This window comes from Arthrobacter crystallopoietes (genome assembly GCF_017603825.1).
Lineage (GTDB): Bacteria > Actinomycetota > Actinomycetes > Actinomycetales > Micrococcaceae > Crystallibacter > Crystallibacter crystallopoietes_B.
Genome location: NZ_CP072014.1, coordinates 3,744,346 through 3,756,847 on the forward strand (window position 1 = coordinate 3,744,346; position 12,502 = coordinate 3,756,847).

The following is a 12,502-nucleotide window of genomic DNA, read 5'->3' on the forward strand; positions in this document are numbered from 1 at the left end:
CAGTGACGAAGCCCACTGCCTCAACTCAGGGCTTTGACCAGATGCGGCAGCAGCGCCCGGAAGGCCTGCCCGCGGTGGCTGATGGCGTTCTTTTCCTCCGGGGACAGTTCGGCACAGCTGCGGTCCATGCCCTCAGGCTGAAGGATCGGGTCATAGCCGAAGCCGCCGGCGCCGCGCGGCTCGGGCAGGAGCGTTCCCCGAAGCCTGCCCTCCACCACTGCGTCCATATTCGCCGAAACAACGCTGGCCGCGCAGACGAAGGAAGCCGCACGGTGTTCCGGTCCGATGTCTTCAAGCTGGGCCAGCAATAGCTTCAGGTTGGCGGCGTCGTCACCGTGCGAACCAGACCAACGGGCCGAAAAGATGCCCGGGGCCCCGCCGAGGACATCGACTTCCAGGCCGGAATCATCGGCGACGGCGACAAGCCCGGTCGCTTCCGCCACGGCCCGTGCCTTGAGCAGGGAGTTCTCTTCGAAGGTGACCCCGGTTTCCTTCACGTCGGGCACGCCGGCGGTGGCTGCGTCGATAACCTGGGTATCGACGTCGAGACCCGGAACCTGGCCCCGCAGTAGCTCGCGCAGTTCACGTAGCTTGCCGGGATTCCTGGTGGCCAAAACCAGGCGGGCCCCACCGGCCTGCTCGGGCGAGCCGCTCATGCGCTCTCCCCCAGCGTCTCGCGCTGGATCTGTGCGAGCTCGACGGTGCCGGCGAGGGCGAGATCCAGCAGGGCGTTCAGTTCGTCCCGGTCAAACGGCGCGCCCTCGGCGGTGCCCTGGACCTCGACGAACTTTCCGGATCCGGTAACGACGACGTTCATGTCCGTCTCGGCACGCACGTCTTCCACGTAGGGCAGATCGAGCATAGGCACGCCGTCGATGATCCCCACGCTGACTGCTGCCACCGTGTCGATCAGCGGCTGGGCATTGCGGGCCACCAGCTTGTTTTCCTTGGCCCAGCGCAGGGCGTCGGCCAGCGCCACATACGCCCCGGTGATCGCCGCGGTGCGGGTTCCGCCGTCAGCCTGCAGGACATCGCAGTCCAGCACAATCGTATTTTCGCCCAGGGCCTTGAGGTCGATGATGGAGCGCAGCGAACGGCCGATGAGCCGTGAAATCTCGTGGGTGCGGCCGCCAATCTTGCCCTTGACGGATTCGCGGTCGGAGCGGGTGTTTGTGGCCCGGGGCAGCATGGCGTATTCGGCGGTGACCCAGCCGCGGCCCTCGCCCTTGAGCCAACGCGGCACCCCTTGGGTCAGGGATGCGGTGCACAGTACGCGGGTGTTGCCGAATTCGATCAGCGCCGAGCCTTCGGCCTGGTTGGACCATCCCCGGGTAATGCTGATGGGCCGCAACTGGTCCGGTGCGCGCCCATCGGCACGAACGATGGTTGCAGGCAGGGCGGAGCTCGAATCAACTGAAGTCATGAATCCAGCTTATCCGCACGGCCACGGCTCAGACGACGTAGCTGACTCCGGCCACGGCTACGGCCAAACCGCCGGAGTAGGTCTCACGTGCTTCTTCGACCGTACGCACGGAGTCGTTCCACACCGGCAGATGGGTCAGCAGCAGCCGGCTGACATTGGCTTTGGTCGCTGCGGCACCGGCCCGCTTTCCCGTCAGGTGGATTCCTTCAATGGCGTCATCGCGGCCCTCATGGTAGGCCGCCTCGCAGAGAAACATATCCGAATCCTGCGCAGCTTCGATCAGTGCGTCGCAGCTGTCCGTGTCGCCGGAATAGGTCAGGATCTTTGTGACCGAACCTCTTGGGCCCGGCTCGGTGGCTTCGACGCGCATGGCGTACGCCTCGTCCACGGGGTGGCGTACCGCGTACGGGGTGATGGTAAAGGGCCCCAGCTTGACGGTTTCCCTATCCGTCCAGTTGTGGAAGTCGAACTCTTCGTGCATGCCGGGGTCCAGCTCGAGTCCGTAGGCGGTTGCCATGCGATCCGCGGTGGCGGCCGGCCCCCAAACCGGGATGCGGCCCTTTGACCAGCCGTCCGGATGCCACCGGACGGCAACATGCAGCCCGCACAGATCCATGCAGTGGTCCGGATGCAGGTGGCTGAGGAAGACTGCATCGATGTCTTCCAGGTCCATATAACGCTGGGCCGTTCCGAGCGCACCGTTGCCCAGGTCCAGCAGGATCCGCCAGGTCCTTTCGCCGTCATGTGCCGACACCAGATAGCAGGACGCAGGTGACAGCGGCCCCGGGAACGAACCGGTACAGCCGATAATGGTCAGGTTCATATCCCCGCGTCCTCACGTCCGGCACCGACGAAATGCGACAGCCGCGAGCTCTCGTTCCCGCCGTTCCCGGACTTCGCCGCGGCGATCATCTCGTCAGTAATCCGCGCCATGGCTCCGGTGGGGTACTGCGCCGCCACGCGGTCCACGTGCTCCACGGTGCGGACCTCGGGCCCCAGGAAGCGTCTGGCCAGCACCTCGAACGCGGCCGCGTCGCCGGTAGCAATGAAGTGGTGCTGCGGCGGCAAGCCGTCCTGGCGCAGGAGACCATGGCGCACCAGGGCACGGTAGACATCCTTCGCCGTTTCTTCGGCGCTGGAGACCAGGGTGACATTGTCCCCCATCACGTAGGAGATGACGCCGGTCAGCAGCGGATAGTGGGTGCAGCCGAGCACCAGGGTGTCGATCTCCGCGGTCTTCAGCGGCGCAAGATACTCCTCGGCCGTGGACAAGAGCTGGTCCCCCGCCGTCACGCCGGCTTCCACATATTCAACGAACCGCGGGCAGGCAACCGATGTGACGTCCAGGTGCGGCGCGGCGGCAAACGTGTCTTCGTAGGCGCGGGAGCCGACGGTTGCGGATGTACCGATGACGCCGATCCGGCCGCTGCGGGTCGAGGCGACGGCACGGCGTACTGCCGGCTGGATGACTTCGATCACCGGAATTCCGTAGCGGGCGGTATAGCGTTCCCGCGCATCGCGCAGCACGGCCGCGGAGGCCGAGTTGCAGGCGATGACCAATAGTTTGACGCCCGAGTCCACCAGTTCATCCATGACGCCCAAGGCGTTGGCCCGCACTTCGGCGATCGGCAAGGGTCCGTAGGGGCCGTTCGCGGTATCCCCGACGTACAGCACGGACTCCTGCGGCAACTGGTCAATGACAGCACGCGCAACGGTCAGCCCACCGACGCCCGAATCGAAAATGCCGATGGGGGCAGAGGGTTGGCTGTTCTTCAAGGTCGCACTCACGTCCGGGCTCATGATCTAACGAGGATAAGTCCTGGCCGTGCTATTGCAGAACTTCCGTGCAGCAGCTGTAAGCCATCTCACAGTCTGATGACGCTGCCCGACGCCCACCGGCGGGCATCAACTGTTCGATTCCGGCCTGCCCAACCCGTCCAGCAACGCCTGCATCAAGGTCTCCTGCAGCCAGGTCATGAAGTTGTAGACCAGGGCGAGGTAGGTGTCCAGATCCTCGGCCTGGGACCAGTCGTCAATGCCGTGCAGGGCCTGGGCGTCTTCATCCGTTTCGATCTTGAGCCGGTCCGCCAGCACCAGCCTCACATCATTGACCGCGCGGGCGAAGAGCCGGGCCTGCTCGGCGGTCAGCTGGACCTGGCTCTGCTCCAGCAGCAACGAGCTGGCGCGCAGCGCCGCCACCTTGTCTTCGCGCAGGGAACGTTCGGTGAGCCGGCGGAACTCGAGCGCCTCGCCGTCGTCGTTCTTCACCGCATCCGGCAGCAGGCGAAGCAGGGCGCTGTCCCCGGGTTTGACGGCCTTGCTGTCGAGCCCGACCATGGCCGCCAAGGGGTCCTCGTCGGCGATCCCCTCGCGCTCGAGCATGCTGATGATGTCCTCGAAGAGCCGGCGGATGAGGTCCCGCTCCGCCGCTTCCAGCTCGCCGGTAATGCCCTTGCGTGTGTTCCTGAATGCCTTGGCCATACTTACGCCTGGTCCGCCTTCTGGTACGTGGCCCACAGGCCGAATGAATGCATTGCCACGGTGTCCTGCTCTGCCTTTTCCCGCGTGCCGCTGGCCACCGCCGACTTGCCTTGCCGGTGCACCTCGAGCATCAGTTTGTTGGCCTTGGCTTCCGAGTAGCCGAAGTAGCTTTGGAAGACGTAGCTGACATAGCTCATGAGGTTGACCGGATCATTCCAGACAATGACAACCCAAGGCACGTCCGTTGCGGAGAGCTCCTCGACTTCTGCGTCCCGGGCCGTTTCTGCTTCGGCGTCGACGATGGTGTTGACCACCACCGCGGGCAGGGCGAAATCAGGGTAAATGCTCGACATCATGGATTCCATTGTAGGCTTCAGGACTCCCCGCGCCGCTTTGACCGTGCCGGGTACTCAGACGGCGAACACCGGATTAGAGTTTGTGGTGTGAGTACCGAATCCGGCTGGGTTCCTCCCAGCACGTCCTTGTATATCGACCACTACGAGCTGACCATGCTGCAGGCCGCCCTGCGCTCCGGAGCTGCCCACCGGCGCTCCGTCTTCGAAGCGTTCGCCCGCAGACTGCCGGACGGCCGCCGCTACGGCGTGGTTGCCGGCACCGGCCGGATCCTTGAGGGCGTGCAGAACTTCACTTTCCCCGAAGCCCAGCTCGATTTCCTGGCCCGCACCAAAGTAGTCGACTCCCCCACCCTCGACTGGCTGGCGGATTTCAAGTTCAGCGGGGACATTTACGGCTATGCGGAAGGCGAAGCCTACTTCCCGTACTCGCCCATCCTCATCGTCGAAGCTTCCTTCGCCGAAGCATGTGTGCTCGAAACGTTCATCCTCTCCGCCCTGAACCATGACAGCGCCATCGCATCGGCAGCCTCCCGGATGACCAGTGCAGCCGGCGCCCGCCCCTGCATCGAGATGGGTTCGCGGCGCACGCAGGAAGAATCCGCCGTGGCCGCCGCGCGCGCGGCGGTGATCGCGGGGTTTACCAGCACCTCCAACCTGGAGGCGGGCTTCCGGTACGGCATCAAGACGGTGGGCACAGCTGCCCACTCCTTCACCCTGCTCCACGACAGCGAGCGGGCTGCCTTCGAGGCCCAACTGGCTTCCCTCGGCAAGGGCACCACGCTGCTGGTGGATACGTACGACGTCGAAAATGCCGTCCGAACCGCCGTTGAGCTGGCGGGTCCCGAACTTGGCGGCGTGCGGCTGGACTCGGGTGATCTGGTCACGCAGGCCCAGTGGGTCCGCAAGCTGCTGGACGATTTGGGCAACCACAATACGCACATCACCGTCACGTCGGACCTGGACGAATTCGCTATCGCGGCCCTGGCCTCCGCCCCGGTTGACTCCTACGGCGTAGGCACGGAACTAGTCACCGGTTCCGGTGCCCCCACGGCGAGCATGGTGTACAAGCTGGTCAGCCGCGAAGACGACAATGGAAATCCGGTGCCGGTGGCGAAGGCGGCCAAGAACAAAGTCTCCGTCGGCGGCCGCAAATACGCCCTGCGCCGGCTGAATGAACGCGGCACAGCTACCGCCGAAATCATCGGCATCGGGCACCGGCCGAAGGACGATGGCAATGACCGCCCGCTAATCGAACAGTTCATGAAGAACGGCGAACTGCTGCCGGGATGGACGGGCGCCGAAGGCGTCGATCGTGCGGCCGAGCGGCACCACAAGTCAATGGCCGAGCTGCCCGGCACCATCCGCCGCCTGCAGCGCGGCGAAGCGGTAATTCCCACTGAGTTCGAGGAGTTTGAGGAGGAATCATGACCCGTGCACTGGTAATCGTGGATGTGCAGAACGATTTCTGCGAAGGTGGCTCGCTGGGCGTCGACGGCGGCGCCCGGGTTGCCGCAGACCTGAGCGAGCATCTGGAGGCCCACGGCATCAACTACGACTTCGTGGTGGCGACCCAGGACTGGCACATCGATCCGGGGACCCATTTCTCCGAGGCGCCGGACTTCGTCGATAGCTGGCCCCCGCACTGCGTGGCCGGCACCAAGGGCGCGCAGCTGCACCCGGATCTGGACACCGACGAAATCGATGCCTACTTCCGCAAAGGTGCCTATGCGGCTGCGTACTCCGGCTTCGAGGGCCTGCTTGCCCCTGAAGACGAGGTGGCCACCGGCGACCTTGAGGACGACGGCGACGAGGACGATGCGGAGCTACTCAGCCTGGATGACTGGCTGCGCCAGAACGAGGTGGACGAAGTGGTGGTCGCAGGCATCGCCACGGACTATTGCGTCCGTGCCACTGCCCTGGACGCCGTGCAGGCCGGCTACTCGACGTCCGTCCTTCTGGATCTGACCGCGGGCATCAACGAGGGGCGGGTGGCCGAAACCATCGCGGAGCTCGAAGACAACGGCATCGAGGTAGTGCAGGAACAAGTCCGAAACTAACCGCCGGACGGACAGTTGCTACAGGGCCTACTTGCGGCCGATAAACCAGTCCTGGAGCTTCTTCAGCCGCTTGTTGAGCTGTTCCTCATTGGCTTGGGCAACTGCGGGACCCCCGCAGATCCGGCGCAGTTCGGAATGCACCATACCGTGCGGCATGCCGGAGCGAGCGGACCAGGCTGAAACGTTCTTGGCCAGCTGCCCGCGCAGTTCCGTCAGCTGCCGGTGGTCCACCACCTGCGGCTCGGGTTCCGGGGCAGCGCCGCTGCGCAGGCGTTTGCGGGACTGCTGCTCCTGCTGGCGCTGGCGCAGCAGCGTGCCTACCTGCTCCGCATCCAGCAGGCCGGGAATGCCGAGGAAGTCCAGTTCGTCCTCGGACCCGATTTCGCCGCCGGTGCCGAATTCGCCGCCGTCGAAAAGCACCCGGTCGAACGAAGCCTGGGATTCCAGCGCCTCGTACTTGCCCTTGGTCAGCGAGTCCGAAGCCTTGTCCTCCCGGTTGGCGGCCTCCATCAGGCCTTCTTCGGGGATGAAGCCCTCGTCGTTGTCTTTGTCCGGGCGGTCCAGCGCATGGTCGCGCTCCAGCTCCAACTGGTTGGCCAGGGCCATCAGGTTGGGCACGGAGGGCAGGAACACCGAGGCGGTCTCTCCACGCGTCCTGGCACGCACAAAGCGTCCGACAGCCTGGGCGAAAAACAGCGGCGTCGCGGTGGAGGTGGCGTACACTCCCACGGAGAGGCGCGGCACGTCGACGCCTTCGGACACCATGCGCACGGCCACCATCCAGCGGGTGTCCGAGGCTGAGAACTCTTCGATCTTCTCGGAGGCGCCCGCATCGTCGGACAGGATCACCGTGGGCGATTCGCCGGTGATCCGGCTGAGCTGTCCGGCGTAGGCGCGGGCATCCTCGTGGTCCGTGGCGATCACGAGTCCGCCGGCATCCGGGACGGCACGGCGGACCTCGGTCAGACGCTTGTCGGCCGCCGCCAGCACTGACGGAATCCACTGCCCCTGCGGGTTCAGCGCGGTCCGCCAGGCCTGCGCAGTGATGTCTTTGGTGACTGCCGCTTCACCCAGGGAGGCGGCATACTCCTCGCCCGCGCTGGTGCGCCAGCGCATCTGCCCCGAATACGCCATGAAGATCACCGGGCGGACCACATGGTCGCGCAGCGCATTGCCGTAGCCGTAGGTGTAGTCGGACTTGGAGCGGCGGATGCCGTCCTTGTCCTCGGCGTATTCGACGAAAGGGATGGCCGCCGTATCCGAGCGGAAGGGTGTACCGGTCAGGGCCAGGCGGCGGGTAGCCGGTTCGAATGCCTCGCGGATGCCGTCGCCCCAGCTGAGTGCGTCGCCGCCGTGGTGGATTTCGTCCAGGATCACCAGCGTCTTGGCGACCTCCGTCTTGGCCCGGTGCAGCATCGGCTTCATGGCCACCTGCGCATAGGTCACGGCCACCCCGATGAAGTCGCGGCCATGGGCGCCGTCGGAATTCTTGAAGTTCGGATCGATGGACAGTCCCACCCGCGCCGCGGCGTCGGCCCACTGGCGCTTCAGGTGGTCGGTCGGGGCGACGACGACGATGCGGTTGATCGTCCCGCGCTCGACAAGCTCTGTCGCGACCCGGAGCGCAAACGTGGTTTTACCGGCGCCGGGAGTAGCAACCGCCAGAAAGTCCTGCGGCGCCATCGAGAAGTACTTCTCCAGCGCTTCGGCCTGCCACTGACGCAGCTTGGGCGCGGTACCCCAGGCAGCCCGTTCGGGGTAGGCGGGGGGTAGCGCCGGTCCGGAACCGAAGAGAGTGTCCTGACTCATACTTTGCGAAACTCCTTGCGGTTTGCAGCTAATGGATCCTGTTCAGCACTGCGCCAGCCAGTGTACATGGAGGCTGCGGCGAAGACGGCCAGTGCGAGCCAGATCACCACGTACACGCCGGTATCCGCAGGGTTGTCCGGGTTCCGCAGCAGCGCGAACAAACTCCCGGCTCCCGCGGTGCCGACCACGCCGCCGAGCTGGTCCGCCAGCTGCAGCGACGCCGAGTTCCGGCCCCGCTCGGCCGGAGCGGACATCTTCAGAATCATGACCGACGTCGTGGACAAAGCCATGCCCATGGAGAAACCGGCGATTCCCCACACGAGGATCAGCAGCCAGAACGGCGCCGCCGGGTTGGTCAGCAGCGACATCAGTCCCATGGCGGCGGCGAGCACACCGGAACCGATGACCAGCAGCCAATGCCGGTCTGTCCGCACCCGCGCCTGCACGAACGAGCCGATGCTCCAGCCCACCGCTCCCGAAGTCAGCGCCAGGCCTGCGGTCGCCGGCGAGATGCCGTGCGAAGCAACAAGCATCAGCGGGATGAAAGCCTCGGCGCCGAAAAACGCGAGGTTGATGCAGCCGCGGGTGGCGACGACGCTGGGCAGCCCGCGCTTCAGACGCAGCGTGCCCGCAGGCATCAGACCCGGCAACGCCAGCAACCCCAGTACGGCACCAACGCCCGCCACGGCATAAAGTGCCGCGGCCGTTCCTGCCTCGGGCATCTGGACTGCCTGGTACACCGCCCATTGGGCCAGGAACACGCCGCCGGCCAGAACCAGTCCGCGGACAACCTGCTGCTTGCCCAGGCGCCGGTCCATGGTCGGCTCTTCCGGCGCACCGAGATGGCGCACCGAGGGCCAGATCACCAGCACCGCCAGCAGCACGATTGGTGCCACGCCGTAGAAGACCAGCCGCCAGGACAAGTACTGCGCCAGCAGTCCGGCCACGTAGGGGCCGATCAGCGACGGCACCACCCAGGCCGCCGCGAGCCAGCCGAAAACGACCGGCTGCACCTGCTGGGGATACGCCTGCCCGATGATCACGTAGACCGCCACGATCAGGAAACCGCCGCCGAGCCCGGCAATGGCCCGGCCGGCGGTGAAGAGCCAGAAACTATCCGCCACGCCGGAGAGCACCAGGCCCACCACCATCAGCGCCAGGCCGAGACCAAGCGAGGGCGTCGGGCCCCTGACGTCGCACCAGATGCCGGCGACAACGGTGGCCAGCAGCGAGGCGGTCAGGAACATGGAAAACGCCAGCCCGTAGCTGGACTGGCCGTGCAGCTCCTGAGCGACCACCGGCATCGCAGTGGCGACGGCCATCGCTTCGAACGCGGTCAGCGTGATGATGGCCAGCAGCCCGATGGTCAGCGACCGATAGGCAACCGACAACGCTCCCTCTGCGGCGGCTGGTGGTTCGGTCATCTGGTAATCAGTACATACTTTCAGGCAGCGGGCAGCGGCCGCCGGATGGAACCTCCGACGGCCACAGGTGAAGGGAAGAGCGGTTTACTTCTTTCCGGAATCGTCGTTTCCGGGACGCAGGCCCTCGTAGATTTCCTTGCACTCGGGGCAAACCGGGAACTTCTTGGGATCGCGGCCCGGCGTCCAGACCTTGCCGCAGAGGGCAATCACCGGCTCGCCGGAGAGCGCGGACTCCATGATCTTCTCTTTGCGCACATAGTGGGCAAAGCGCTCCCGGTCTCCGGGCTCGAGTTCCTCGCGCTGCTCTTCGCGTTCAATGGTCGCGGTGGAACCGCCCGGCCCCGAGGGATCGCGGTACGGGTCGTTTTCGAAGGGATCAGGAGGCAAAGTCATGTGTCCATCTTACCCGCCGCTTCCCCCCACCCGAGGTAGGGACGACGGCGGAGCCCAAGGCCGCGCCGTCGTTATTGGGACTTTTCCGTGCAGCTGAGGCTACTTGTTGACGGCCACGGCCTGCAGCAGTTCGGGGGCCCGGCGGTCGTACCACTTCCCGCCGGCCCGCAACCCGACAAAGAGCAGCACAGCGCCCAGCACCAAACCGACAGCCAGCGCGGCCCAGCTCCAGATCGCGTTGCCGGTGAGCATCGCGGCAAGCAGCAAACCTGCTTCCGGGAGCACCAGCAGCAGTTGGACCGCCATGCCGCCCATCTGCACAATCATCATCCGGGTGGTTGAGCCGGGCGGAGTCTTGAAGGGGCTCTCCCCTGGCAACGGCACGTTGTAGGTATAGCGGGCCGACACCACGCTGGAGAGCCCGAAGCCGGTCAGCAGGGTGCCCAGCGACAGGCCCAGCACGCCGGGCAGCAGCTCCCAGCTACCCAGCCAGAAGAAGGGTACGACGGCGAAAACCAGTGTCACCGGCAGCGCGAAGACCGCGCAGGCCAGCACGCGCCCGGCCCGGTCCGCCAGACCGCTGACGCCGGTGGTCAGGTGCAGGGCGAAGGCGGTGTTGTCGTAGGAGATGTCAGCCGAGATGCCGAAGGCGAGCAGGAACGCCATGATCGGGCCAAGCCACATCATGAAACTGAAATCGCCGCCCTGCGAGAAGGCGAAGACCATCACCACCGGAATCAGCGGAACGGAAATCAGCGAAGCACCGTACCGCGGGTCCTTGAACCAATAAGTGAGGGCCCGGGCCGCGACGGCGCCGGCGGGCGTGGCCGGAAAGCGGGAGAAGAAGCCCAGGCGGCCGCCGGCCCGGCGGGTTACCGAATTGTACGGCGGCGTCACCAGTGCACGGGCCAGGCTGATTTTCCACAACCAGGCGATCAGGGCCAGGAACGCCACACCGATGGCGAAACGGGCCGCCGCCACGACCCAGTTTCCCAGCGCCAAATCGCCGGGCACTGCCCAGATGCTCCCCAGCGGGGTCCACGCGAGGGTGTCGGCCAGCGAGGGGAGGAAGTCGCGCGAGCTCTGCAGCCCCTCGGTGACGCCAATGATGATCGGGCCCAGGAGCATCAGCGGAATGATGCCGATAATCCCGCTGAGGTCCTTGAACCGGCGGGAGCTTGCCAGCGTGGTCGACGCTGACGTTGTAAGCCGGGAGAGCGCGATGCAGGTCAGAACAGCGACGGCGGCACAGGGTATGGCGGCAACCATCGCCACGGGCTGGCGCCACCACATGGCCGCCTGGCCCAACGCCGCCAGCAAGGTGACCAGGCCCGGAATTCCTATGACGCCACCGATGGCCAGTCCCAGCAGCAGCTGGCGCATGGGCACGGCGAACGTGACAAAACGGGCCGGATCCAATGTCATATCGACGCCGGTGGCCACCATGGGGATCAGCGCCCAGCCCAGGAACGCTGCCGCACCGCCGAGGATGACGGCCATCCGCCCTATCCCCGGTTCGTGCGTAGCCAGCAGGATGAGCCCGGCGATGAGCAGCACCAGGACACCCAGCGCATAGAGGCCGCCCAGGATGACACCGACCAACTGCCAGGGGCTGCGCTTGAAGCCGTTGCGCAACAGGGTCAGCTTGAGCCTTACGAGGTGCGCAACCACTCGAGCCCCTCCGCCTGGTTCCGGCCGCCGACCAACTGCACGAACCGGTCCTCGAGGCTGGCGCCGGCCCGGACCTCGTCCACAGTGCCGGCCGCCAGCACGTTGCCGTTAGCGATGACGGCAACATGGTCGCACATGCGCTGGACGAGGTCCATCACGTGGCTCGAGACGATCACGGTGCCGCCGGAGTCCACGTAATCGTGCAAAATGTCGCGGATGTTGGCCGCCGACACCGGGTCCACCGCTTCGAAGGGCTCATCCAGCACCAGAAGTTTGGGCGCATGGATCAATGCAGAAGCCAGCGCGATTTTCTTGGTCATGCCCGCCGAGTAATCCACCACCAGCGTGCCTGCGTCATTGGTCAGGTCCATCGCCCGCAGCAAGTCCGCCACCCGGCTGGCCACGGTCTCCCGGTCCATCCCGCGCAGCAGGCCCGCGTAGGTGACCAGTTGCTCACCGGTCAGCCGGTCAAAAAGCCGCACGCCGTCGGGCAGCACTCCCATCAGCCGCTTGGCTTCCAGCGGCTGGGCCCACACATCGATACCGTGCACCCAGGCCTGGCCGTAGTCGGGACGCAGCAATCCCGTTGCCATGGACAATGAGGTGGTCTTGCCCGCGCCGTTGGGCCCCACCAGGCCGTAAAAGGATCCTGCCGGCACATCCAGGTTCACGCCGTTGACGGCGATCTTCCCGCCGAAGCGCTTGGCCAGACCGCGGACGGCCAGCGCCGGTGCACGCGGCGGAACTGCGGCTGCCTCGGCCTGCTGGACCGGCTCGGAGTAGTCAGATGGCGCAGGAGAAGCCGTGCCGGAATCGGCAGGCGGCCAGGCGTCGGGGGATGTCATGAACCCACGGTAACAACGCAGGTTCCCTGTTCACATCATCCGC

At 65.8% G+C, this 12,502-nt stretch carries 13 protein-coding genes; 2 read left to right on the forward strand and 11 right to left on the reverse strand.

What is annotated here, in order from left to right; all coding sequences use genetic code 11:
• Window positions 1-20: 20 nt before the first annotated feature.
• The 6 genes from rdgB to clpS form a co-directional block, all read right to left on the reverse strand.
• A complete protein-coding gene (gene rdgB / locus J5251_RS17135) occupies window positions 21-656 on the reverse strand; it encodes an RdgB/HAM1 family non-canonical purine NTP pyrophosphatase (protein ID WP_208574694.1) in 636 nt (211 codons plus the stop codon).
• On the reverse strand, window positions 653-1,423 hold the full coding sequence (rph, locus tag J5251_RS17140; protein WP_208574695.1) for a ribonuclease PH: 771 nt from the start codon (window positions 1,421-1,423) through the stop codon (window positions 653-655). The genes rdgB and rph overlap by 4 nt, the downstream gene beginning before the upstream one ends.
• A gap of 28 nt (window positions 1,424-1,451) precedes the next feature.
• Window positions 1,452-2,246, reverse strand: a complete 795-nt coding sequence (locus J5251_RS17145; RefSeq protein ID WP_208574696.1) for an MBL fold metallo-hydrolase — start codon at window positions 2,244-2,246, stop codon at window positions 1,452-1,454.
• Entirely contained in the window at window positions 2,243-3,211 is a 969-nt protein-coding gene (gene murI, locus J5251_RS17150) for a glutamate racemase (RefSeq protein ID WP_244250712.1), read from the reverse strand. The genes J5251_RS17145 and murI overlap by 4 nt, the downstream gene beginning before the upstream one ends.
• A 117-nt stretch (window positions 3,212-3,328) precedes the next feature.
• A complete protein-coding gene (locus tag J5251_RS17155) occupies window positions 3,329-3,904 on the reverse strand; it encodes a DUF2017 domain-containing protein (RefSeq protein WP_208574698.1) in 576 nt (191 codons plus the stop codon).
• A 2-nt stretch (window positions 3,905-3,906) separates the two neighbouring features.
• Window positions 3,907-4,257: an ATP-dependent Clp protease adapter ClpS gene (gene clpS, locus J5251_RS17160; protein ID WP_431188547.1), complete on the reverse strand. Its 351-nt coding sequence runs from the start codon at window positions 4,255-4,257 to the stop codon at window positions 3,907-3,909.
• 90 nt (window positions 4,258-4,347) lie between these two features.
• On the opposite strand from clpS, the gene J5251_RS17165 reads away from it, so the two are divergent.
• Both J5251_RS17165 and J5251_RS17170 read left to right on the forward strand, forming a co-directional pair.
• A complete protein-coding gene (locus J5251_RS17165) occupies window positions 4,348-5,688 on the forward strand; it encodes a nicotinate phosphoribosyltransferase (protein WP_244250713.1) in 1,341 nt (446 codons plus the stop codon).
• On the forward strand, window positions 5,685-6,317 hold the full coding sequence (locus J5251_RS17170) for a nicotinamidase (protein ID WP_208574699.1): 633 nt from the start codon (window positions 5,685-5,687) through the stop codon (window positions 6,315-6,317). The genes J5251_RS17165 and J5251_RS17170 overlap by 4 nt, the downstream gene beginning before the upstream one ends.
• A gap of 27 nt (window positions 6,318-6,344) precedes the next feature.
• Here J5251_RS17170 and J5251_RS17175 read toward each other — a convergent pair whose 3' ends face one another.
• The 5 genes from J5251_RS17175 to J5251_RS17195 all read right to left on the reverse strand — a co-directional run bounded on the left by J5251_RS17175 (window position 6,345) and on the right by J5251_RS17195 (window position 12,459).
• On the reverse strand, window positions 6,345-8,126 hold the full coding sequence (locus J5251_RS17175) for a DEAD/DEAH box helicase (RefSeq protein WP_208574700.1): 1,782 nt from the start codon (window positions 8,124-8,126) through the stop codon (window positions 6,345-6,347).
• A complete protein-coding gene (locus tag J5251_RS17180; RefSeq protein ID WP_208574701.1) occupies window positions 8,123-9,550 on the reverse strand; it encodes an MFS transporter in 1,428 nt (475 codons plus the stop codon). The genes J5251_RS17175 and J5251_RS17180 overlap by 4 nt, the downstream gene beginning before the upstream one ends.
• An 84-nt stretch (window positions 9,551-9,634) precedes the next feature.
• Window positions 9,635-9,943 (reverse strand): DUF3039 domain-containing protein, encoded by a 309-nt coding sequence (locus J5251_RS17185; RefSeq protein WP_074701707.1) that lies wholly within the window; start codon window positions 9,941-9,943, stop codon window positions 9,635-9,637.
• A gap of 99 nt (window positions 9,944-10,042) precedes the next feature.
• Window positions 10,043-11,614, reverse strand: a complete 1,572-nt coding sequence (locus J5251_RS17190; RefSeq protein ID WP_208574702.1) for a transporter — start codon at window positions 11,612-11,614, stop codon at window positions 10,043-10,045.
• Entirely contained in the window at window positions 11,596-12,459 is an 864-nt protein-coding gene (locus tag J5251_RS17195; protein WP_244250714.1) for an ABC transporter ATP-binding protein, read from the reverse strand. Before J5251_RS17195 ends, J5251_RS17190 begins: the two co-directional genes overlap by 19 nt.
• Window positions 12,460-12,502 lie beyond the last annotated feature (43 nt).